Source organism: Armatimonadota bacterium (assembly GCA_039679645.1).
In the GTDB taxonomy this organism is placed as follows: domain Bacteria; phylum Armatimonadota; class UBA5829; order UBA5829; family UBA5829; genus UBA5829.
This window is the reverse complement of record JBDKUO010000065.1, coordinates 74,924-97,575: the sequence shown is the minus strand read 5'-3', so window position 1 is coordinate 97,575 and position 22,652 is coordinate 74,924. Positions and strand designations below refer to the sequence as shown.

At 49.9% G+C, this 22,652-nt stretch carries 19 protein-coding genes, 1 tRNA gene and 1 pseudogene; 12 read left to right on the top strand and 9 right to left on the bottom strand.

The genetic code is table 11. The features are described 5' to 3' along the window. Window positions 1-116: 116 nt before the first annotated feature. On the bottom strand, window positions 117-2,525 hold the full coding sequence (locus ABFD83_13545) for a DEAD/DEAH box helicase family protein (GenBank protein MEN6358094.1): 2,409 nt from the start codon (window positions 2,523-2,525) through the stop codon (window positions 117-119). 14 nt (window positions 2,526-2,539) lie between these two features. After that, a pseudogene (locus ABFD83_13540) lies at window positions 2,540-4,668 on the bottom strand (site-specific DNA-methyltransferase). Between the two features lie 126 nt (window positions 4,669-4,794). Here ABFD83_13540 and ABFD83_13535 point away from each other — a divergent pair. After that, complete coding sequence (locus tag ABFD83_13535; protein MEN6358093.1) at window positions 4,795-4,962, top strand: hypothetical protein; 168 nt, start codon at window positions 4,795-4,797, stop codon at window positions 4,960-4,962. Between the two features lie 7 nt (window positions 4,963-4,969). Here the strand turns inward: ABFD83_13535 and ABFD83_13530 are convergent, their stop codons facing one another. From ABFD83_13530 to ABFD83_13515, 4 genes are read right to left on the bottom strand one after another with little or no spacing between them, the layout of a single operon-like run. Further along, on the bottom strand, window positions 4,970-5,317 hold the full coding sequence (locus tag ABFD83_13530) for a hypothetical protein (GenBank protein ID MEN6358092.1): 348 nt from the start codon (window positions 5,315-5,317) through the stop codon (window positions 4,970-4,972). Beyond that, window positions 5,311-7,761, bottom strand: coding sequence for a phage/plasmid primase, P4 family (locus tag ABFD83_13525; protein MEN6358091.1), 2,451 nt, complete (start codon window positions 7,759-7,761; stop codon window positions 5,311-5,313). The genes ABFD83_13530 and ABFD83_13525 overlap by 7 nt, the downstream gene beginning before the upstream one ends. Next, entirely contained in the window at window positions 7,751-8,230 is a 480-nt protein-coding gene (locus tag ABFD83_13520; GenBank protein ID MEN6358090.1) for a hypothetical protein, read from the bottom strand. Before ABFD83_13520 ends, ABFD83_13525 begins: the two co-directional genes overlap by 11 nt. Then, window positions 8,223-8,426: a DNA-binding protein gene (locus tag ABFD83_13515; protein ID MEN6358089.1), complete on the bottom strand. Its 204-nt coding sequence runs from the start codon at window positions 8,424-8,426 to the stop codon at window positions 8,223-8,225. The genes ABFD83_13520 and ABFD83_13515 overlap by 8 nt, the downstream gene beginning before the upstream one ends. 147 nt (window positions 8,427-8,573) lie before the next feature. On the opposite strand from ABFD83_13515, the gene ABFD83_13510 reads away from it, so the two are divergent. Beyond that, complete coding sequence (locus ABFD83_13510) at window positions 8,574-9,377, top strand: hypothetical protein (protein MEN6358088.1); 804 nt, start codon at window positions 8,574-8,576, stop codon at window positions 9,375-9,377. 59 nt (window positions 9,378-9,436) lie between these two features. Here the strand turns inward: ABFD83_13510 and ABFD83_13505 are convergent, their stop codons facing one another. The 3 genes from ABFD83_13505 to ABFD83_13495 form a co-directional block, all read right to left on the bottom strand. After that, window positions 9,437-9,679, bottom strand: coding sequence for a hypothetical protein (locus tag ABFD83_13505; GenBank protein MEN6358087.1), 243 nt, complete (start codon window positions 9,677-9,679; stop codon window positions 9,437-9,439). Next, window positions 9,676-10,641 (bottom strand): tyrosine-type recombinase/integrase, encoded by a 966-nt coding sequence (locus ABFD83_13500; protein ID MEN6358086.1) that lies wholly within the window; start codon window positions 10,639-10,641, stop codon window positions 9,676-9,678. The genes ABFD83_13505 and ABFD83_13500 overlap by 4 nt, the downstream gene beginning before the upstream one ends. A 157-nt stretch (window positions 10,642-10,798) precedes the next feature. Further along, a tRNA-Ile gene (locus ABFD83_13495) sits at window positions 10,799-10,873 on the bottom strand. A 173-nt stretch (window positions 10,874-11,046) separates the two neighbouring features. Here ABFD83_13495 and ABFD83_13490 point away from each other — a divergent pair. From ABFD83_13490 to ABFD83_13445, 10 genes are all read left to right on the top strand, one after another. After that, entirely contained in the window at window positions 11,047-11,667 is a 621-nt protein-coding gene (locus tag ABFD83_13490) for an ABC transporter ATP-binding protein (GenBank protein ID MEN6358085.1), read from the top strand. Beyond that, window positions 11,664-12,353 carry a heme exporter protein CcmB gene (locus ABFD83_13485; protein ID MEN6358084.1) on the top strand — a complete coding sequence of 230 codons (690 nt, stop codon included), beginning with the start codon at window positions 11,664-11,666 and terminating at the stop codon, window positions 12,351-12,353. Before ABFD83_13490 ends, ABFD83_13485 begins: the two co-directional genes overlap by 4 nt. After that, complete coding sequence (gene ccsA, locus ABFD83_13480; protein MEN6358083.1) at window positions 12,341-13,009, top strand: cytochrome c biogenesis protein CcsA; 669 nt, start codon at window positions 12,341-12,343, stop codon at window positions 13,007-13,009. Before ABFD83_13485 ends, ccsA (ABFD83_13480) begins: the two co-directional genes overlap by 13 nt. Then, complete coding sequence (locus ABFD83_13475; protein MEN6358082.1) at window positions 13,006-13,371, top strand: cytochrome c maturation protein CcmE; 366 nt, start codon at window positions 13,006-13,008, stop codon at window positions 13,369-13,371. The genes ccsA (ABFD83_13480) and ABFD83_13475 overlap by 4 nt, the downstream gene beginning before the upstream one ends. 20 nt (window positions 13,372-13,391) lie before the next feature. After that, a complete protein-coding gene (gene ccsA, locus ABFD83_13470; GenBank protein ID MEN6358081.1) occupies window positions 13,392-15,362 on the top strand; it encodes a cytochrome c biogenesis protein CcsA in 1,971 nt (656 codons plus the stop codon). A gap of 40 nt (window positions 15,363-15,402) precedes the next feature. Next, entirely contained in the window at window positions 15,403-16,017 is a 615-nt protein-coding gene (locus tag ABFD83_13465; GenBank protein ID MEN6358080.1) for a bifunctional precorrin-2 dehydrogenase/sirohydrochlorin ferrochelatase, read from the top strand. Then, the gene (gene hemA, locus ABFD83_13460; protein MEN6358079.1) at window positions 16,008-17,276 is read left to right on the top strand and encodes a glutamyl-tRNA reductase; all 1,269 of its coding nucleotides are present in this window, start codon (window positions 16,008-16,010) and stop codon (window positions 17,274-17,276) included. Before ABFD83_13465 ends, hemA begins: the two co-directional genes overlap by 10 nt. A gap of 167 nt (window positions 17,277-17,443) precedes the next feature. Further along, window positions 17,444-18,565 (top strand): M20/M25/M40 family metallo-hydrolase, encoded by a 1,122-nt coding sequence (locus ABFD83_13455; GenBank protein MEN6358078.1) that lies wholly within the window; start codon window positions 17,444-17,446, stop codon window positions 18,563-18,565. Between the two features lie 4 nt (window positions 18,566-18,569). Continuing rightward, the gene (locus ABFD83_13450; GenBank protein MEN6358077.1) at window positions 18,570-19,658 is read left to right on the top strand and encodes a DUF3866 family protein; all 1,089 of its coding nucleotides are present in this window, start codon (window positions 18,570-18,572) and stop codon (window positions 19,656-19,658) included. A 120-nt stretch (window positions 19,659-19,778) separates the two neighbouring features. Next, on the top strand, window positions 19,779-22,415 hold the full coding sequence (locus ABFD83_13445) for a glycoside hydrolase family 38 C-terminal domain-containing protein (protein MEN6358076.1): 2,637 nt from the start codon (window positions 19,779-19,781) through the stop codon (window positions 22,413-22,415). Window positions 22,416-22,652: the final 237 nt, after the last annotated feature.

The following is a 22,652-nucleotide window of genomic DNA, read 5'->3' as shown; positions in this document are numbered from 1 at the left end:
ACAAGAGAATCGATCAACTCAAGCTATGTTGATGCCGCCTTGGGCGGCTCATAAATGACGAACAGATAACCGCTTTGAGCGGTTCCTATATTCCAAGCCTCCGGCTTTGCCGGAGGTTACTGACTCTTTATGTAAGACTCGATATCATCGCACTTGTTTTCAAGAAAATGAGCGAAGACAAGCTCGAAATGGCTGTCGCCGATAATCTTGTTGAAAGCGGACTTTTTCGGCACGACATAACCTTGGTCTTTCGCTACAAATGGTCGGCATTTGCTGATTTTTATATAGTCCCGAATTTCCGCTTCGCCTTTGTCCAACACAGTCAAAGCGTTTATCTGCTTCTTGAAGCCCTCTATTATGGTTTTTGTTACCTCTGGCTCGGAAAGGTTCCTAAGCAAGTTTAGGTCTTCTAAATCGACTTCAGTTTCAAATAAATTGCATCTAATGAATTCTTTAACTTTGCCATAAAGGACGTCATACCCGCTCACAAGCCTGAGTTCTTTCATTATAACCTGAGTAAAGTATCCAATGACGCTCTGGTAGTCAGGGACAAGCTCAGTATCCAGTTCCGTTTTGTGATGGATGGTTTCATTGCTGTCGCTGTCATTTACTATATAGCGGAAGATGATTTCACGCTTTTCATCCTCGGAGAATGCTTTAACTGGCTGCTTCATTTGACTAATTGCCGATGTCTCCAAATCAGAAAGGTTTTTGTACTCCCGATAGACTCTAGGCGAAAGCACAGGAATCTGAATATCCAGCCTGCTTATGTCTTTGACAACATTCTCTCTATCGATTTCAACAATCAAAGGAGCTTTCGGCTTTGAACCTCCGCCCATCTCCCTGCGTTCGAGTTCGACACCTTCAGACTGAATGGACTCAACAAAATCCATAAAAGCATCAGTGCCGACAATACTCACGTATTCCTCAATGTCCTCCCCACGATACATGCGCCGAAGACCTCGCCCAAGAGTCTGTTCGGGAAGAATGTTGCTCTTTGCGCTGTAGGCTCTCAAGCCTACGATTGTGGTTACGTTCCGAACATCCCAGCCCTCTTTGAGCATAAGAACGGAGACAATGACCTTATAGGGTTTGTTCGGGTCGTCTATTTCGTTGGCGGCTTTTCTGAGGACTTCCAGTTCTTCCTTGCTTTTGCCGGAGCTTGACTCCGAGATTTCGCCATTGTTCTTAGTATGTATTGTCAGCACCGCATTTTGAAATTCCTGATATGTGCTTTCAAGATAACTCGCGACTTCATCGCAGTTCCTCGTGTCATCGGTCATGACAAACAGAATGGCCTTCTTGCCGTCCTTGATTAGCTCGTCATAGACTTTCTTCCACTCAAGATAACCCAGATGTATATAGTCCTGATACTTCTCGACATACCTGGAGGTCTGCCTCTCTTGAAGCTTGCTCCTACTCGCGGAGTCTGGAAGAACCGGGTGTTTGACAATGTCCTGGTAGATTGCTTCCACCAGCGGATAATCAGAGACAGTTTGCACGAAGATTGCGCCATTGTTGTGTCTTGGCGTCGCCGTAACATCCAGTTGAAGGGAAAGCTCAGCGCCTTTCATTTTCAGGCGGTTATGGATGTCCTGTATCGACGTAAACCATGCCAGCTTTTCATCGTGGATATGATGCGCCTCATCATTTAAGACCACGAGTTCATCTATATCTCTGACAATATCCCTCAGGTCTACAACAGAGTCATTTGTTGCCCCGACAGGTCGGCAGCCAAGAAAATAATCTGTCGTGTCATCATCGTCAAATGACGGGCCGCCGTTTCCTTTGTCATAGACCCTGTGAATATTAGTCAAGAAGATATTGCCTGTCTTTCTGACAACCCCTATATCATCTTGAATATGCAGAGTAAGCTGAAAATCTTGATGCCAGTCTTTGTCATGGTATCCGTCATCGGGTAGGATAGGGTCTTGAAAGAATATCTTCAGCCCGTCGAAGTCGGCTCTTATCCTGTCCAGGACAATAATGTTGGGCGTTATAACCAGGAAGTTTCTTGCAAGAGTCGAATCGTCTTCATATAGCTTATGGAAGAAGCTCCATGCAAGTATCAGGCTCAGGACTTTGGTCTTCCCGCTTCCCGTTGCCATTTTTATGACATATCGCCGCCAAGACTCAGAGAACATACCAGCCGACACAGCTTCTGAGCTATCATATCGAAGCAGGTCATACTTATCCTTGGCCTTGGCGACCTCGTATAGATAAATGACAGTCTCAACTGCTTCCCTTTGGGCAAAGTAGTATTTGAACTCAAACGTAGAGCCGTCGCTTTGCGGGATAAAATGCTCGGTCTGGAACCACCACTTGAGAAGAGCACGGCTGGTATCACTTGCGCCGTCATATCCTGCATCCCGCCACTCCTTTACCTTCTTGCGCAGAACAGCAACAAGAGGCGGAAGAAGTTTTCCATAGTCCTTTTCACGCAGAGCTTCATCAGCAGGAAACCAACGAATATCCGGGTCGATTATTTCATATGGTGATTTTGGAAAATTGGGATGCAGTGCCATAGTCGCTTCCGCCCTTAGATTGTGATTGAAATGACTTTCATCGTGTCATTGCCGAAGATATCGACCACCTTCACGGCTATCTTTCTAGGTCCCTTTGTGCATTCGTGATAGACGCTCTTTAGTTCGAGTGTCCTGTCTTTGCGGGTGCGGAATGATTGCCACTCATTCTCAAACACATAATCGCCCGTCCAGAACTGCTCATACATGGGCATTGGAATCTGTGGCTGGTCAAGGTTGCCGTCCAGCTTTATCTGCGCGGATTCCTGTTTCTTAATGGTGATGATTTCCTTCTTGCTCTCAAAATCGAAATCGACAGCCCAGTAGTCAATCCAGTCAGTCCATTTTTTTGTCAGAAGCTCACGAGTCGTGATGCCTTCCTTGCTTCTGCCTATCTTTATGATTTTGCCGTTCTCCACCACAATCTTGCTGCCGCCGTCTTTCAAGCCGGTTTCGGCATTGGCGATAGTGTCTTGGTTGTAGTAGACGGAGAAGTCGGTAAGCTCCACTGCAACCGATGTGCCTTTCACGTGCGGCTTCACTTCGATATATGAAACATCGTGGAAGACCACCTGGTTCTTTTCAACTGCGCGCTTGTCGAACACTTCACGGGGAATATACTTCAGCGCTAGGTCTATGCCTCTGCCCTTGGCGTCTTCCTGAACGTTGGGGAACAGACCCATCTCGAACTCAAAGGCGAGTATATCCACCTTTGTAATCTGCTTGTCCAGGCATTCTTTGATGACTTCATCCACATATGCGCGGGTAACGGGCAGGTTGATTGGCCCTACGGCTACCATTCTGGCGTTTTTCTTGCCGTGGAAAGTCCTGAAGCCGTCTGTGGAATCGGCCTTATATGCGCGGAGAATAAGCTCCACGAAGTCCTTTTCTTTTTGCGCAAGCTGCTTCTGCTTTTCCTCGTCTCTGAGGTTCATATTTACGCCGATATAGTGCTGCCTCTCATACTTGCCGAGGTTCAGGATTTCAAAGGCGCGGTAGTCTTTGCCGTCATTCTTCATCTGGCGCTGAACGTCTATCATGCGCTTGCGGGTAGTGTGGATTGCGAACTTCCCGAGGTCTGAGCCTATCCATTTTCTTCCGAGTTTTTCAGCTACTGAAAGCGTTGTGCCTGAGCCGCAAAAGAAGTCTGCTACTATGTCACCAGCATTAGAGGAGGCCTTTATGATGCGTTCGAGAAGTGCTTCGGGCTTTTGAGTGGGATAATCAATGTTTTCTGGATTTGCACCAAGAACGTGCCTGATATCCCATACATCGCGCATCGGTGCTCCAGCGGAATCCTCATCCAAAACCTCCTTAGTCGTCTCCCCTTTTACTCTTTTTCCTCCAAAACGCTTGAGTGTTGCCTCTGACAATTCTTGATACTGCTGATTCCAAATTGTTTTTTCGTTTTTGCCAAACCAATATATGGAATCATGGCTTCTCTGGAACATTGGTGACTTTGCAGGCCACCGGCGATAATGCCAGACTATCTCATTTCTAAATGAATTCCGTCCGAAAATATGGTCCATAATCAAACGGATATATGCGCTAACACGCCAATCGCAATGTACATATATACTCCCGTCATCGGCGAGCAAATCACGCATAAGAGACAGGCGCTCATATATCATAGCTATGAAGCTATCAGTGCCTCTGCCCCATGTATCCCTATAAGCAAGCTCTTCCAACACAGACGGCTGCTTGGTGAACTGCTCATCGCCAATCTCAATATTCATAGAGAAATCAGCGCCCACATCAAACGGAGGGTCAATGTATATGAGCTTTATGCCGCCGTTATCCTCAATCTCCTGGCGAAGCGGGCCATTCTTCAGGCTGGATAGAATAAGCTTGTTATCGCCCCATATCAGCTTGTTTGTCCAGCCCTTAAGCTGCCGCCCCTGGAATCCAGACCAAAGTTAAAGGTTCCCTGAAGCGTCGTATCAGCCTCAGCGCGGGGCTCATCGACCTGCTCAATTATCTGAAACGGAAGAACCACATTGCATATATCATCGGTCTTGCCGTTCCAGACAAGCTCCACTTCGCGCTTATCCTCAAAAAGCAAAAACCTGTATTTGTCCGGCAGGGGCTTTTTCGCCTCAAGGTATCTGACTATGTCTCGTATTTCATTTTCTGAAAGTTCTAGCATAATAACCCCTAAATGAAAATCTACGCAGGTCAAGAGGAGAGTGTATGCAAGCATACATGCAATCATTCAACACTCAGCAATAAAAAACCTTTAGAGTTCTTTACCTGATATCATGCGGCGTCTTCGTTGCCAGCAATCGCAATGGTCCTGTTGGTATGGGAATGGCCGGGTTCGTCTTTGGCGCTGGTTACAAAGGCTTACCCGACCCTGTGCTATACGTCCAAAACGACCTGCCCCGAAAGCAGGCGCACAATGCCGGGTAAGTTTCAGTATATCACAAGCAACAGCATTTGAAGCAGGTTCAACCTTGCCTCATATGATACTCGTTTTGCGGCAGGACTCCACTATGACGGCAGGCCGGACAGGTATATTCATATGCAACGCAGGACTTGACCGTGAGCGTGACGCTCTTTCCGCATGCGCCACAAATATAATGTAGGTCACTATGGACAGTATGAACACCGCTCTTTGTCGGTTTTAACGTGTTTGGGCTGTCGGCCATTCCGCCAAGTTCAGCTATTATATCAGCCTTGTGTGCACGCACATAATCCAGCAGCTTGGGTGTAACCACTGACTTTGGCGTGACTGTGAAACCATTGCCCCGTAATGCTATTTTTACACCTTGTTGTTTCAGACATTCCGTTACCATACAAATACCTCAGATTCACCCGCGCTGTTTCCGTCCGGCTTTGCGTTGTCGGTTGAAGTTTGTATTAACAAGTCCCAGTCATCGCTGTCAGTGCCGGAAAACGATTTGGTGACGTTGTTTTGAGCTTGATTTACGCTCAATGATGTAGGGTGTGTAGTGAGTGTAGGCATTTTGGGTTTATTTCTATATATATCATTTCCTATAGACGAACTGGAAAACCCTACACACCCTACACTCCCTACACCCGATACCTCATCATCAATGTAAATTGGCTCTGTCATTTCATTTCCGGCATTCAGTTCAACTCCTTGCCAAAGCATTCCACCGCGTCGTCTGACTCTTTTGAACCCGCGTTCCTGCAATCTCTGTGTAAAGGTCTTCTGTTGATATGGGTGACGAATGCCGTTGCCATCGCACCACGTAGAATATGCAGCATACAGCTCGCTTGAAGCTACCTGTGCATTATCAGATAGAACACAGCATGAATCAATAAACTCTGCCAAGATATCCATGTCAGAGCGATATTCGTTTGTGGCCGCATCTACTGCTGAGCACTTTCCCAGTCCGCGGGTTTGCCACTGCAGGCAGCCCTCAACCATCCATCGAAGAATGCCGGGGTATTCCATTCTGAGCTTATCGGGAAGCATTGCGTCCTTGCTGTCTCCATCGAACTGGACAGTAAACGGTATCAGCTTGATACGCCGCCATATGCCGTTGTCCTGCCCGTCAATGCCCGGCTTGTGGTTGCAGGCAAGCCACAGCTTGAACGTGGGCACGAAGTCGAAAAACTCTTGCCGGAGAAATCGCGCAGTGACCGCATCACCGCCCGTGAGTTCTTTGACAAGCTCTTCAGCAAGTTTTTGTGACGGGTTTGCCTCAATAGCAGAGACAAACCGCGCTCCACGCAGTCGAGCTATGTCATTGGGTATGCCGCTTCCATACTTTTTCTCAAGAATGGTGTCGGTTGCAGTCTTGACGTGGTAGTCATTCATAATCTCACGCACGACATTGACAAGTGTGCTCTTGCCGTTAGAACCATTGCCGTGAAGCATGAAGAACACCTGTTCCGAGGTGTCACCCGTAAGTGTGTATCCTATTGCACGCCGGACATAGGCTATAAGCTCTTCGTCACCATCGAATACCTCAGATAGAAACTGCTCCCACCGTGGGCAAATGGCAGCCGGGTCATAGTCTACCGGAACAAGTTTGGTCATCAGGTCGGCTCGACTGTGCGGCCTCAGTCTGCCGGTCTTGAGGTCTACAACACCGTTCCGGCAATTTAGAAGCCAGTTATCAGCATCCAGCATATCGGAATCTACAGCTACAGACTCTTGTTTGCCTGCAAGGTCTACCATTGCGTCAAGCCTGGATTTGGAAAGATTCGCCCGAATATGCCTGAGCATCTTTTCGGCCTGCTTATCGCCGAGTTTAGATAGCTCGTCATACATACCCCGGATAGTCTCTTCAGCAAAACGATTAATAGTGCAAAGCCGGTCCGTTTCCCAATGTGTGCCAGTCCACATCAGCCATTGCCCTGAGTCGTGGTCGAAACGGATGTTCTCCCCGTGTTTGCCTACCAATGCGCGGGCGTTGCCTGCATCGGTAAGACGTAGGTCAAACGGGTCTGTATCACACGTATCCGTGCTCTGTTGGGTTTCCGGCGGTCTGGGTTCCCACTGAGGGCAGGAATCAGCCAGGCCGACAAGCTCTTCACGTGTCCCGCCTGCAGCTATCCAGTCCGACACATCGCCTTTTTCCGTCAACCCCGGTAGTTCTAACACACGCACAGACTTTGCGTAGCCCTGGAGAGCCTGGGCAACATGTTCGGCGTGTTCACGGCCTGGCTTATCGTTATCAGGCAGTATGACCACATCCGCGGCGGTAAGGGCCTTGGAATATGACAATTGCCACTTACCAGCACCGCCTACATTGCACGTTGCAGGCAGGTTGAGCCTGTCGTGCATGTTGTGAACGTCCTTCTCGCCTTCGACAATGAATATAACCGCGTTGTGCTCAATAGCAGTCTTGATTGCAGGCAGTTGATATAGAACGCGCGTGACGCCTTTCATAGACCACGAATAACCGCCTGAGCCATTCGGAACACGCTGTTTGAAGCCCTTGGGTTTGTATCTCACGACCTCATAGAGCACGGTTCCATTCTCATCGACATAAGGATAAACCCGCTCAATTGTCGCCCTGTTCGTGATTGGTGCACCTTGCTTGGGTGGATAAAGGTCTTTGAGCTTCAGCCCTATTGCCGACAGGATGCAATCCGTGTCACACCCCGCGTGGCAGTGAATCAGACACCGGCCATCATCACCCTCGGATATGCTCAGCGATGAGATTTTATCATCGTGCGCAGGACAGCGGGCGGAATATCCGCCCGTGACCTGTTTGACGTTCTGAAGTCGGGATAATACCAGTTCGGTAGGATTAACTGCCATAGCCTTCCCCCGAACCGCCGAACTTGTTAATTTTACCCCGGAGCCAATATCGACGCGGCAAGAAAACCTGCGAACCATATCCGAAGTCGCAGATGATTCCATGGTCATAAAACACATCCATAGATGTGTCGTAAACCTCACCTTTGTCGGTTATGACCCGGATGCGCAATACACTGCGTTGTTCAAGCAAGTCCAACACGCGGGAATCGATTCCCCAGGCATCCATATTGCGCTGCAGATGTTTTGAGACAACTACGTGTTTCACAAATACAGGGATGCCATTGATTGCCTGAACCTGTCCGGCAAACCTATTACCCTGCGGGGTTTTTATGATGACCGGCGTGCCAGTTGACGCCCGGTCAGATTTGGGGTAACATTTGCGCATGAGAGCGCTGTGAAAATCAGCGTAATACTGTCCGGTGGGGCGGCCTGCAAACCTTCCACCGGACACACCATACCCTCTACGCATTTGAATCACCTCCGATACCCGCGGGTATTCCCGCCTTCATCAACATTGCATTCAATGCTGGTACTGACACACGCAGTTTTTTGCCCAACCGTAATGTAGGAATAGTTCCCGCCTTTGCAAGTCGGAACGCTGTGCATCTACCTACTCCCAGCATTCTACCGGCCTCAACTACCGATACCGTCAGTTTGTCGTTCATGTCTTTGCCTCCATAAGATTAAACTAGCTTAGGTTAGAACAAGCGTGCAGAAGTTGGCAATACCCTAGAGCTTTTTTTGATTGATTGTTCGTTTGAAAAATGCACAGTTATTCAAAGAAATCAAAAGAATCAAAGGAACTCCAGGGTGTGAGCAGTTTTGTTAATGTCCGAACCTCCTGTTTTGGCCTGTTTGCAGCCATTGCGTGGCTATATGTTATAATTTTACAAGGTAACAATTGTGACCCAATATATTTGTTACTGAATGGTGCGATTATGACTGAGCGCATAGAATGGAGAACGCTGAGCAAAGAAGAACAGTTGTGCAAAATGCGGAGCATAATTGAACAGAGGCATGGTTCAGTTACGGATAAACAATGGAATTGCTTGGTGAAATACCTTGAAGATTTCCAATGCGACTATGCAACTGTGGAAAACCGCAAATATTTTATCAAGGGCGCAGAACCATTTTTTGCGTTTGCCGCAGAATCGCAACCCGGTTCGCGACAACAATATGTGACTGTGCCACATAAGGGACGTTGCACTCATAAAGAGTCACTAAAGCGCTTGCTGGATTTTCGCGACCATATTGACCTGATGCAATGCGGTTCTGAGGGCTTTAGAGGGTATCGTGCTACCTGGCAAGAGATAGCCGAATTATTGAATGAAAAATATAGTATATTTCCATGGATACCGCGTCCAGTTAAAGAGGCGTATCTAAAGGTTTTGTATTCTCGCAGCAAGAAGAAATATGCTGAACGTGAGACAGTGGCTGATAGGGCGAGACAGGAATATGTGAGTTTGTATGGAAGAGAACCATTTGAATTGTTCCGGAAATCATGTTCGTCATTCAACATGCATATCATTGGAGGCGGAACATTGGAAACTTGGGTTGTGGATGAACTACGAACTCGACGAGCAACGCTTGCATATGAAGAGAAGAAGAATGATTGAAAAGCTAGCCCCCAGATGTGTTTCCCAGGGGCTTAATTTCAGGATTCGATTGTGTTAGGTCAAATTTCAAATGTCGACATAAGTTGCGTTTTGACATTTGAAATGCCTATCCGTATACCGGCAGTAGGATTTAACTCTCTAAGCTTGAGTTCTTCCTGTGCTTCTGGCCCAGATAAGGAAGAGTTTAATATTAGCAGTTCGAGTTTTGGAACATACGCACTGCATACTCCCTCTCCCAAATTGTCTGTTGTTACTCTGCTAAAGTGGTGCGCTTTGATTTTCTGCTTGTCTAGCATTCTCATTTCAGCCTCTTCCTTCCATTAGTTTGTTTTGCCGATTGAAGCCTGTCAGCGGGCGAATACAGGCGATGTTTGTCCATAACGTCCGTCTGGCTCAGTTCCGCATACTTGCGCGTCATATCAAGCGATGAATGGCCAAGCATCTTTTGTAAGCTGAACACATCACCTCCGTTGCGTAAGTATTGGACTGCGAACGTGTGCCTGAACGTATGCGGTGAACATCGGACTCCGGTTATCTTGGCAAGCTCACAGCGTTGTTCGATTATCTCTCTGAGCCGGTGACGGTCAAGAGCAGTGCCAAGCGTGCTCACGAAGTAAGCATCAGTGTCTATAGACCCACGTCTTGCGTTGTAGGCATTAAGAGCCTGCCGGGTTGCCTGCCCAAAGGGGACTATGCGTTCCTTATCGCCTTTGCCCAAGACAAGCACGGTGGACTCTGCCCAATCGAAGTCATTGACTGTGATACCGCAAAGCTCAGAGGCGCGAAGTCCGCAATCAACAAGCATCATAATGATTGCCTTGTCACGGATACTGGCGAAGTCACGCTTACACGTAGCAAGGATATCATCGACTTGCTTCATAGAGAACGTGTTGATGACTGTCTTACGGCGTTTGGGCTTGTCTACATGGGTCATAGGGTTGGATTCGAGGAAACCTTCGGACTGCAGGTATCCGAAGAAAACGCATAACGTGGTATGGCAATGGCAGGCCGTGGACGGGCTGTTCCTGTCCGTTTGGTCAAGCAGATATTCCCGCACGACCTGGCAGGTTACATCCCGTGGGGTCAAGGCCTGGTAGTGTGCTTCAAGGAAGCGGGTTAATGAGAGCAGGCAGTATCCGTAGTAGTCGATGGTGTTGGGGGATAGGTTACGACTCCTGCAGTATGTCTTGAATGCGCTAATAGCGGAGTCAAAGGTATCTGCAATCCCTGTAAAACCTGGTATTCTGACGACATTTTCAGCCATGATGAACCTCCCAAAAAGGGCTGTAATCACGGCAATTTTGAACCAAGGACGGTTAGCGGGAATTTACAAATCCAAGGACGGTTAGGCCTATTTTACAACCGTCCTTGGTTCATTTTAGGGGTGTTTTTGAGCTTAAATCACATGCGGATTTGTTAGTTGGTGGGCCCACTCGGATTCGAACCAAGGACCAAGCGGTTATGAGCCGCCCGCTCTACCGCTGAGCTATGGGCCCACGACAATTGCAATATAATATACCACTTTTCGGGCAGCCCGTGCAAGCGGTGCTGGAGGCAATTGCGATAAAATCGCGGCAAATAATCCACAATCGCAGCTATAATTGCAGTGTCACCGTATTTAACGCTCAGCTTGACCATCTTCATCCGGGATGGGATAATTGATGTGCCTATGGTTAAGCTGCAGATTTCAAACCTGAGCCATGAGTATGACGACCGTGAAGTCCTGCATGGCATCGACTTCGTGTTCGATGGCGCTCGTATGGCAATTACCGGCCCGAACGGATCCGGTAAATCCACTCTTATGCGGATCATCGCCGATCTGCTCACTCCGACTGAAGGCCAAGTCAGTCTGGAGATAGACGGTGTTCGCGTGCCGCATGACTGTGTTCGAGATATTGTTGGGCTGGTTGCGCCGGACGTTCGGCTTTACGGCGAGCTTACAGTCCGTGAAAACCTGAGGTTTTTGTCATCAGCAAGGGGATATGTCGGAAGAGCCAGAATAGACCAGGCGCTTGATGAGGTTGATATCGCCGACCGCGCAGACGATCTTGTTAAAAACCTCTCTTCGGGCCTGCAGAGGCGCGCATGTTACGCTGCGGCGCTGATCCATGACCCGCTTGTGCTGCTTTTGGACGAACCGTCAGCCAACCTCGATAAAAAAGGCATCGAAATGACTCGAAGTGTGATTGATCGACGGTCGAAACGGGGTATTGCTGTGCTGGCCACAAATGACAGAGACGAAGCCGCGATATGCGAGTCTTGTCTGGACCTGGGCGAGGTCGGAAGATGAAATCGATTGGGCGGCAGGCAGGTCTGCTTCACTATGCAAGGTCGGCATGGGCAGTGTTGTGCAAAGACATGACCTGTGAACTGCGCGCACGCCATGCTCTAGGTGCGGTGCTTCTATTTGCGGTCACAAGCACGGTGGCTGTGTCGTTCACGTCGAGTGTGTGGGGTGGCGACGCGTCGGTCTCATCAGCGCTGTTATGGCTGATAATATACTTTTCGGCGATGTCCGGTTTGAGCAGGTCATTTGTGCATGAGGGCGAAACATTTACATCCGGCACTCTTAAGCTTGCCGCGAGACCAAATGCGGTCTATCTGGGCAAGCTGGTATTCAACTGGTCTGTTTTGATCGCGATGGAGATTGTGTGCGTGCCTCTATTCGCGGTTTTTATGAACTGCTATGTGTCGGATTGGGGCATGTTGATCGCTCTGCTGATAGTCGGAGGGTTGGCGCTGAGCGCCGGCGCTACAATGGCTGCCGCAATGGTCGCGCGTGCATCGGTAAAGGGAGCGTTATTCGCAGTTGTTAGTTTTCCGCTGCTCATCCCGGCGCTGGCTCTGGCGGTCCATGGGTCAAGTATTGCAATAGGCGGCCACAGCGCCATGAGCGATTTGAAATTGCTTATATACTATAGCATCACAGTCATCACTGTGAGTCTAATGTTGTTCAGGTTTATATGGGAAGATTAGACAGTAAAACTCAATCAAGTCCGGCAATTCTGATAGGGTGGATAGTATGGACGCTGGCTGTGATAGTTGGCGTGATAGTATACGTCCCGCCTGCGATTGGCTTTGCGGACCCAGGCGCTGCTCGGATTGTCGTCTTTCATGTGCCATGCGCAATGCTTGCCGTAGCCGCCTATGTGATTTCCACTATTTACGCTATAGCTTATCTCGCGAAGGGCAGGGTTGACCTTGATATAAAGTCATCAGTTTCAGCCGGACTTGGGTTTGCATTTACTGTGCTTGCGACCCTGAGCGGGATGATATTCGCCAAACTGGAATGGGGCGCCGCATGGAACTGGGACCCTCGCGAAACGACTATTCTCATGCTGCTGATCGTATATGCGGCATATTTTGCGCTCAGAAGCGCAATCCCCGGCAAGTCTGCACGGGCAAGAGTAGGGGCGGTATATAACATTCTTGCGTGCGCCGTGATGCCGTATCTCGTGTTCGTGCTTCCAAGGATACTCGGCGGACTGCACCCTACGGATACGCTCTCAGGCGGAGGCATTTCGTCTGAATATCTTGTAGCAATGTTGGCTGCGTCGATGAGCGCAGCCTGGCTATATTTATGGGTCTTTTGGGCTCAAGTCGGTAAGCTGATCGCGAGAGGCAAGAATTGAACAGACTCCCATACATAATCGGCACGCTTGTAATATTGGGATTCGGGTGTCTTGGAGTCAGGGAGATGACGGCTGCCCGCGCTCCTTATATGACCCGTGTATCCGAAGTGCGGGCATCAAACGGCAAACCCGTGCAGTTCATAGGTAAAATCTTGTCGGGCAAGGTCCGTTATTCCGATTCCAACGGCAGTCTGCTCTTCACACTTGCCGATGATAAGGGCGATAAGCTTAAAGTCAGCTATAAGGGCGTTAAACCCGCCAATTTCGATACGTCTCCAAAGGCGCTTGTACGAGGAAAATTTACCGGCGGCGAGTTTATCGCCGACCAGGTCCTTATCAAGTGCCCGTCCAGATATAGATGATATATTGAGTGATTGTTCTGGTGAAAATATCAGCCGACAACTTTTCCATATATATAGCATTCGCGTGCGCGGTCATATCGTTTGCATGCTATTTTGCGTTCGCCTTTTCGCAGAACAAAACTCTGCGTATCTGGGCGAAGAGGTCATATATTGCTTCAGTGACAGGCACGGCATACGCGGCAGTATACCTTCTGCAGCAGATATTGTCCGGCGCTCGATATGACATCGCATATATTCATGACTACAGCGGCCCCACCGACTCTCTGCTCTACAAGATATCCAGCCTCTGGGCGGGCCAGGAGGGCTCCCTGCTGCTATGGGCGCTGTTGGCCGGAATCATAGGCCTGATCATATCGCGCAGACAAAACGCATCGGTTATGGCCTTTTGGACATCCGTGCAATCATTCTTTTTGATCCTGCTCATAAAGTCCGATCCGTTTCGACTGCTTGCCGACTACCAGCCGGGCTCGACGGGAATAGGACTGAACCCCCTGCTGAAGAACCCATGGATGGCCATACACCCGCCGATTATATTTCTCGGGTATGCCGCGCTGATAGTCCCCGCTGCATTGGCTGTGGCTGCCTTAATCAAGGGCGACCCTAAGAGCTGGGTAAAACAGTGCATGCCGTGGGCGCTATTTGGCTGGGTATCTTTAAGCGCCGGAATCATTCTCGGGATGATATGGTCGTATGAAGTCCTCGGCTGGGGCGGATACTGGAGCTGGGACCCTGTCGAGAATGCATCACTTGTCCCGTGGCTTACTGCGACCGCGCTCGTCCATGGTCTGATCCTGCAGCGATACAAAGGCAGAAACGTGCGCGGCAATATTATACTCGCGATTGTTACTTTTTTGTTGGTCTTGTATGCCACATTCCTCACACGAAGCGGCGTGTTGTCCAAGTTATCGGTGCATTCTTTTGCAGACTTAGGCACATCCGGCTATCTGCTTGCGTTCGTGCTGACCTATACCATCTTTTCGATTGTCCTTGTCGTCAGCCGATGGAATTCGGTCTCAACGCAAAAGCCCAACCTTGTGCTTGCTTCAAGGGATTTCATGCTCTCACTCGGCATCATCGTTTTGGTAGTCTTCGCGGCGGTGGTTGCCGCTGGGACGTCATATCCGTTGGTCACAAAATCTGGCCTGCAGCCGAGTTTCTATACCAGGATGTCCATTCCAATAGCGTGCGCGCTCATATTGCTGATTGTTCTGGCTTCCATACTTGCCTGGAGCCGTGACGGAGTCAAGATAAAATTAGAATTTCGATCATCACACGCGGCATATATTGCTCATGCAGGCGTGATAATGATGATCCTTGGGATTATTTTTTCTCTGTCAGGCAGATCAGCCAATATGACGCTTATCAAGGGCGGCATGGCAAAGCGTGCGTTGGGTTACGAATTTGCATACGTAGGCACGAAGAGGATCAGCGATACAAAAGAAGTTATAAATCTTAAAATGTCGCGCAAAGGTGATGATTCGATTCTGCCGCTTGCAATAGAATATTCTCAGCGCGGATCAGTCAGATCACCGTTTATCATGCCATCACTGACCGGCGACATGTATATATCGCCCGGTGATATCGAAAGTAACACAATCACCCCAGTCGCGTCCATGACCGAGAGTGGCTGGGCGGCGCTGCCCTTTACGATACCCGGCACACAATCCAGGGTTACGCTGATCGGTATGCAGGTCGAATCTCACCTTGTGCGCCTTGAATACGATTCGGGACACGGTAAGCCGGTAGAGATCACGCTCAGCCGAGACAAGCCTGCGAAAGTCGATGGCTACACGTTTGCGTTTCAGCGTTTTGTCAGCAATGGCGGGCCTGATATGCGTACTATGACCGCTGGCGTGCAGCTTGGGGTGAGCGGAAACGGCATCGCTGAGAAAGTTGTAATAGAGGTGGCCAAGAAACCGTTTATATTGCTGCTCTGGGCAGGCACGATATTGATATTGATCGGCGGATCGCTTGCAATAACTGAGCGATGATATCTTGGCTCTCCGCTCTCAACTATTTTTGAGGATACTGATGGGATATTACCCGATAATGCTTGATCTGACCGGAAAGAAATGCCTTTTAGTCGGCGGCGGTCAGGTGGCGCTGCGCAAAGCTCAGTCTCTGCGCGAGGCGGGCGCTGTCGTGTCCGTCATTTCTCCCAATATATGCGCGGAACTCGAAAGCGTGGACGGCGTCATATTACATAGACGATCCTACGAACCCGACGACATTACAGGATGCTCACTTGTATTCGCAGCAACTGATGACAGATCAGTCAATGCAGCAGTCTCTCATGATGCAGCGGGGCAGGGCATACCTGTAAACGTGGTTGACGACCCCAAACTGTGCAGCTTCATAGTTCCCGCGACATGCCGCAGGGGCGACCTTGTGATCTCTGTGACTACCTCGGGCAAAAGCCCCGCATTGAGCATGCGCATCCGCGAGCAGTTGGAGCAGGCATACGGGCCTGAGTACGAAGCGTTTGTAGATCTGATGGGGGAGTTTCGTGAGCAGGTCAAGAGACGCTACAGGTCGCATGCCCAGCGAGAGGCCGCGTTTAGCAGGCTCATCGAAAGCGGTATACTCGAGTTGCTTAAAGCCGGTCATGGCGAGCAGGCAAGGGAGATGGCTCAGCATTGTATTTAGTCGCAGTCGGTGTAAACCACAATTCAGCCCCAATTGAGGTTCGTGAGAAACTCGCTATCGGGGAGGCCGATCTGGCCGATGCGCTCCGCTCACTGAGATCGAGTGAATGTGTATCGGAAGTCTGTGTTCTCTCGACATGCAACCGCACGGAAATTTACGCAGTGACATCCAGCCGCAGTGATAAAGAGGCGCTGCTGGATTTCCTGGCCGGCTACGGGCATATTGACCGGACTCAACTGAGCGAGTACGTATATTGCTATTCATGCCATCATGGGGCAAAGCATCTCTTTGAGGTTGCAAGCGGGCTGGATTCCATGTCTCTTGGCGAGACTCAGATATTAGGGCAGATCAAGAACGCCTACAGCGGCGCATGTGACGGCGGTTATACCGGCTCGATCCTCAATAATCTTTTTCAGCGTGCGATAGCTGTCGGCAAGCGCGCCCGCACCGAGACGGGCATCTCGCGTGGAGCGTTTTCCATTGGAGCTGCTGCGGTCGAACTGGCCCGGTTTGTCTTCGGCTCGCTTGAAGGACGCGCAGCCCTGCTTATCGGCGCAGGAAAGATGAGCAAACTCGCGACTACTCACCTCAAGGCCAATGGCGTGAACAAGGTATATGTCTGCAGCCGAACTCTGCCCAGGGTGGAAAAACTGGTTGAGGAGCTTGGCGGAGAGGCAGTCGAACTCGATCACCTGGAGGATGCGCTGGGCAAGGCGGACGTGGTGATAAGCTCGACATCATCTCGCGAGCCTGTAATCACAAAAGATATTATCGAGCGCGTGATGGCGTCGAGGTGCAGAGCGCCTCTCTTTTTGATAGACATAGCCATGCCGCGCGACATCGAGCCGGGCGTATCGAACCAGGACGGCGTGTTTCTCTATGACATAGACGACCTGAGGTTTCTGGTCGAGCGTTCTGAAGATGAGCGCAGGGCCGAGATTGATAAAGTAAGCGAAATTGTCGATGCCGAGACGGCTGAGTTTACTGCATATCTGCGCACTATTGAAGCGGTGCCGCTCATCAGACTACTTCAGGAGAAGTTTGAGTCCATATACGAGCTTCAATGGGAGCGGTGCTCGTCAAAGCTGGCGCACTTGTCTGAAGAGGACAGGGAGTGCGTGAGGCGCGCTCTCAAATCCACTGTCACAAAACTTACGCACGACCCCATTATTCGCATGAAAGACTATGCGGCAAACGGCGGCAGCCAGAAGCTGGAAATTGCCCGCGAACTTTTCGGCATACCGCCCGAGAAAAGCTGATTTTGCAGCTCAACTTCAGTTTTCTCAGTTGCTTTGGCTGCCCGGTTGTATTAGAATGAATAATCATTGCATAGCAAACGCCTTAATAGTACGCTGACTGTTGAACAGCAGGTCTGGACTCTCCACTTTCCGCTTTCCACTCTCAGCTAATTTCGAAGGAAGGACAAATGGCTAATAAGGATCGTGTAAAACAACTTTTTTTGGACCTGCTCAAGATCAACACGCCATCAAAAAATGAGCGCCCGATGGCTGATTTCATAAAGGCCAAGCTGGAATCTTTAGGCTTGGATGTAGAAGAGGACGACGCGGGCGAAAAGATCGGCGGCAGCGCAGGCAATATAATCGCATCTCTCAAGGGCAACAAACCCGGCGCAAAGGCAATATTTTTGGGTGGTCACATAGATACCGTGGAGCCGACAGACAAACTCAACATCGTGATAGACGGTGACGAAATCCGCTCGGACGGGACCACAATCCTCGGAGCGGATGATAAGGCGGGCATAGCCGCGATTATCGAAGCGCTTCAGTCCGTAATTGAAAATGGAACCGCCCACGGCGATGTCCAGGTTATATTTAACGTCGCAGAGGAGATCGGTCTGTGCGGCTCAAGGGCGATTGACAGGTCCAAGATCAAGGCGAAATACGGTTACATATTCGATATGGATAGGCCTGCAGCCGGGATCACAGTCAGCGCTCCGTCGCATGAGAATGTGTTTGTCGAAATACGTGGTGTGGCCGCACATGCCGGAATGAACCCTGAAAACGGCGTCAGCGCAATCATAGCGGCAAGCAATGCAATATCCAAGATGAAACTCGGGCGCATAGACTTTGAGACCACCGCCAATGTGGGTGTCATAGAGGGCGGCAAGGCCAGAAATATCGTGCCGGACCTTGTAAATATCAAAGCCGAAGCCAGAAGCCGTGACGAAGCCAAGCTGGCTGCTCAAGTCGAGCACATGAAAACTACCTTTGAGAGAGAAGCCGAAGCTATAGGCGCAAAGGCTATAGTCACTCTCGATCACGAGTATAATGCCTATCGATGGTCGGAAGACGACGATATCATCAAGCTGGCTTCTAAAGCATCTCATAAGATAGGGATAGAGCCGGTGTATTCCGACGGCGGCGGCGGCAGTGATGCAAATATCTATAACAGCTACGGAATTTCGTGCGTGGTGCTTGGAACGGGCTATGACGGCGCTCACAGCGCATCCGAGAAGATACTGGTCAGCGATCTCGCCATAGCGGCGGATTATGCCAAAGCACTGATCGAGACAGCGGCGGAGGGCTGATTATATGCTCACGCGTGCGCGCGGCGGAGTTACCTCAATTGAGAGTGTGCGTGGCGATACACTTGAGATCAGTGTAAGTATAGATGGCGCTAAAGCCAGAGCCATAGCTTATACGGACCTTATCGGCGATATCAGAGTCGGCGATGAGGTCCTGCTTAATACGACCGCTGTGACCAAGAATCTCGGCACTGGCGGCGTGCATTTCGTGATGGCTAACCTCAGCCGGACTGAGCCGGGCAACGCCGATTCCATAGGCCATATAGTCAAGGCGCGCTATACACCCGTTCAGCACACTGTGCTTTCAGTCGAAGAAGAAGACTCGCCGTATCGCAAAGATATGGAGAACTTCCAGACTCTAGGCTCGATGCCTGTTGTGATAGGCCAGCTTCACAGCCAGCTTGCTCCGGCAGCAGCGGCTATCAAGAGGCTCAGCCACAATCGTGCGCGAGTCGCTTATATCATGACGGACTCAGCCGCGCTGCCTCTGTCTTTCAGCCGGTCAGCGTACGAACTGCGGTCCAAAGGTCTTTTGGATGCAACTATCACTATCGGCCAGGCATTTGGCGGCGAGTATGAGGCAGTCAATATCTATACTGGCCTGATTGCGGCGAAGGAAGTGGTGAAGGCGGATGCGGTAGTGGTCTGTCCGGGGCCGGGAAATGTAGGGACAGGCACCACGTATGGCTATTCGTCTATAGAGCAGGGTGAGATAATTAACGCCGTTAATATTCTCGGCGGCGCAGCTATAGCTGTCGCCAGAATCAGTTTTGCAGACCCGAGGCCGCGCCATCGGGGCCTGAGCCACCACACAATCACATCACTTAGCAAAATAGCGCTTACCAAATGCACACTCGCGCTGCCCATGATAGACCAGATGAAGCTGCTTGTGATACAGGAGCAGATTGCCCATTCGGCTATATCATATCGACACACAACACGAATCCTCGACGGCCATCCAGGTATAATAGAACTCCAGGAAAAGGGTATCAAGATGTCGAGCATGGGCCGGAGCTTTGAGGAAGACGAGGAGTTCTTCCTGTCCGCGTCTGCAGCGGGTGCGCTTGCTGCAGAGATGCTCAGGACTACTGTGTAGCAGCTTGGCGCAATCTGAAATTGCAGATTTCTGTTTCGGTCGCGATCGGATATCGCGCCCGATCTATATATATTGGAAAATAATCAATACAAAATACTAAATAATAAATCAGGAGAAATTATGTCCGATAAGAAATACACGGCTCATGTCGTTTCACATACCCACTGGGACAGGGAATGGTATCGCACGTTCCAGCGGTTTAGAATGCGGCTTGTGGAGATGACTGATTATCTTATAGATTTGATGGAGTCAGACCCTGACTATACATATTTCGTATTTGACGGCCAGACAATCGTGCTGGAAGATTATCTGGAGATAAGGCCGGAGAATGAAAAGCGCCTGCGCAGCCTGATAGAGCAGGGCAGAATTCTTATCGGGCCATGGTATAACCAGCCGGACGAGTTTCTTGTGAGCGGCGAGAGTATTGTCCGAAACCTGCTCCGGGGTAAGCAGATGTGCGATGATTATGGTAACTATATGGCAGTCGGGCATGTGCCGGATGCATTCGGCCATATCTCTCAGCTTCCTCAGATATTGCTCGGTTTTGGCATCGACAGCGCAGTGCTGCTCAGGGGTATAACCACGGACCAGGTAGACGCCGAGTTCAACTGGCGGGGCTCAGACGGTTCTGAAGTACTTGCGGTCAAGCTGCCGGATAATAATTCATACAGCAACTTCCTATATCGCTTGCTCGATACCCTAAAGCATGATGACAAGCCCATAGACGAGGATCAGACCCTGGGAGAACTCAAGGCTCTGCTTCAGGACTGCATAGACGAAAGACCTACAACCAGCCAACTGCTCTTTATGGACGGGGTCGATCACATCTTCCCGCAGTATAAGACCCCCGAGATTATCAAGCTGGCGAATGAGAAGATGGACGATCTTCAACTGGTTCACAGCACTCTGCCTGACTTCGTAGAAGCCGTAAAGAGTGAGAAACCTGAGTTGAAGACATATACGGGTGAACTCAGGTGGTCTAACCGGAAATGGAGACTGCAGAGTGTGCTGGCACATGTGATGTCCAGCCGGATGCATCTCAAACAGGCTAACCATGCCAGCGAGACACTTTTAGAGAAGTATGTGGAGCCTCTGTGCTCATGGGCTTGGGCTTTGGGCGCGGAGTATCCGAAGAGCTATATAGACCTTGCGTGGAAATACCTGCTTCAGAACAGCCCGCACGACTCTATCTGCGGATGCAGCATAGACCAGGTCCATAAAGAGATGGTCTATCGGTTCGAGCAGGCCACACAGATATGCGAGCCTCTGGTTAAGAAGTCTATGAGCTTCATCACCGATAAAATCGGCTCTACTGCGGACAATCCCGATCATATGGTGCTTGCAGCAGTGTTTAACACACTCGGATATAAGCGCAGCGAGGTCGTAGAGGCGGACGTCTATATTCCGAACGAATGGCATTTGGGCGGACTGAAGGTTACAAACCCTGACGGCGAGGAAGTGCCCAGCGCTCTCCTCAAGACATCTACACCGTGGCTGATCGACCAGACCCGTCACGATATACCGCAGGGACCATCTCTGCGAAGATGCAGGATGGCTATTGCCGTAAAGGATGTCCCATCAGTCGGCTATAAGGCGTATCGGGTAGAGGTGACTGATAAACCCAACAGGCAGCCAGCGACCATGCTCCTTGGACCCGATACGGCAGAAAACGAATATCTAGCGGTTACAGTATCGAGTGACGGCACGCTGTATATACTCGACAAGCAGACTGACGCAGCTTACACGACCTGCCTTATCTTTGAAGATGGCGCGGATGTGGGTGACGGCTACAATTACATAAAGCCCATGAACGATAAGGTAGTGACCAGCCTGGGAGCAAAGTGCAGAGTCTCGATAGCAGAGAATAATGCGGTGCGGGTCGTCTTTGAGATCGAGACAGATCTGGAGCTTCCAGCAAGTATCGATTCTACTCGCGAAGGCCGATTAGATGAGAACGTTATATGCAAGGTCAAAACATTCGTGACTCTGGCGGCAGGCTCAAAGCGTGTGGATTTCAAGACTATCATTGATAATCAAGCAAAAGACCATCGACTGCGAGTGCTCTTCCCCACGGGTATCCCTGCTACGGTTTCGCATGCGGAGCAGGCATTTGATGTTGTCGAACGAAGCATCAGCGTTCCGGTCTGCGCTGACTGGAAAGAACCTTTGCCGACCACACACCCGCAGAAATCGTTTGTGGATATCAGCGGCGGTGGAGTAGGGTTTACGCTCATCAACAAGGGTCTGCCTGAGTATGAAGTGAGAGATGACGAAGCCAGGACCATAGCACTTACACTCCTCCGAGCAACCGGCAGCGGAGTAGGGGGAGCCGAGCTTCAAACAGATGCCCAAATGATAGGCGAACATACTTTTGAATACGCCATCTACCCGCATTCAGGCGATTGGGAAGAAGCAAAGAGTTGGGTTCAGGCGCATGAGTTCAACGAGCCTCTTATTATCGGCCAGACAGGCGTGCATGATGGTGATCTGCCGATGGAGAAGAGTTTTATTGAAAATAATGATGACAGGTTTATCCTGAGCGCAATCAAGAAAGCAGAGTCCGACGATGCGCTGATTCTCAGAGGGTTTAACACAGGATCAAATAGTTTGGATGTGAATTTAGGTGTGGATTGCGCTCGCAAAGCTGAGAAAACTGACTTATCCGAGAAATCGACTGGCGAGGCGGACTTAAGTAAGGGCGTAATATCAGCAAAGGTAGCTTCGAAGCAGATAGTGAGTTTCAAAATAGATATATAGACAAGCCTGCTTTTGATAACAACACGGCGCCGATTGAAAAGCGATACTCTTCCTACATATCACTTTTGGGTTGGCGCCTTTAATGTATCCGTACAACTACCTGTTTTTGTGATCACAACTTGACAATTGGCAGAAACGGCGTGTATAACCAATGTGGTGGACATGTAATTTCTGGCAGCATTGTTCACGTGTGCGCTCCTGAAGTAGATTTTTCCTCGAAGGCGTAACACTATACCT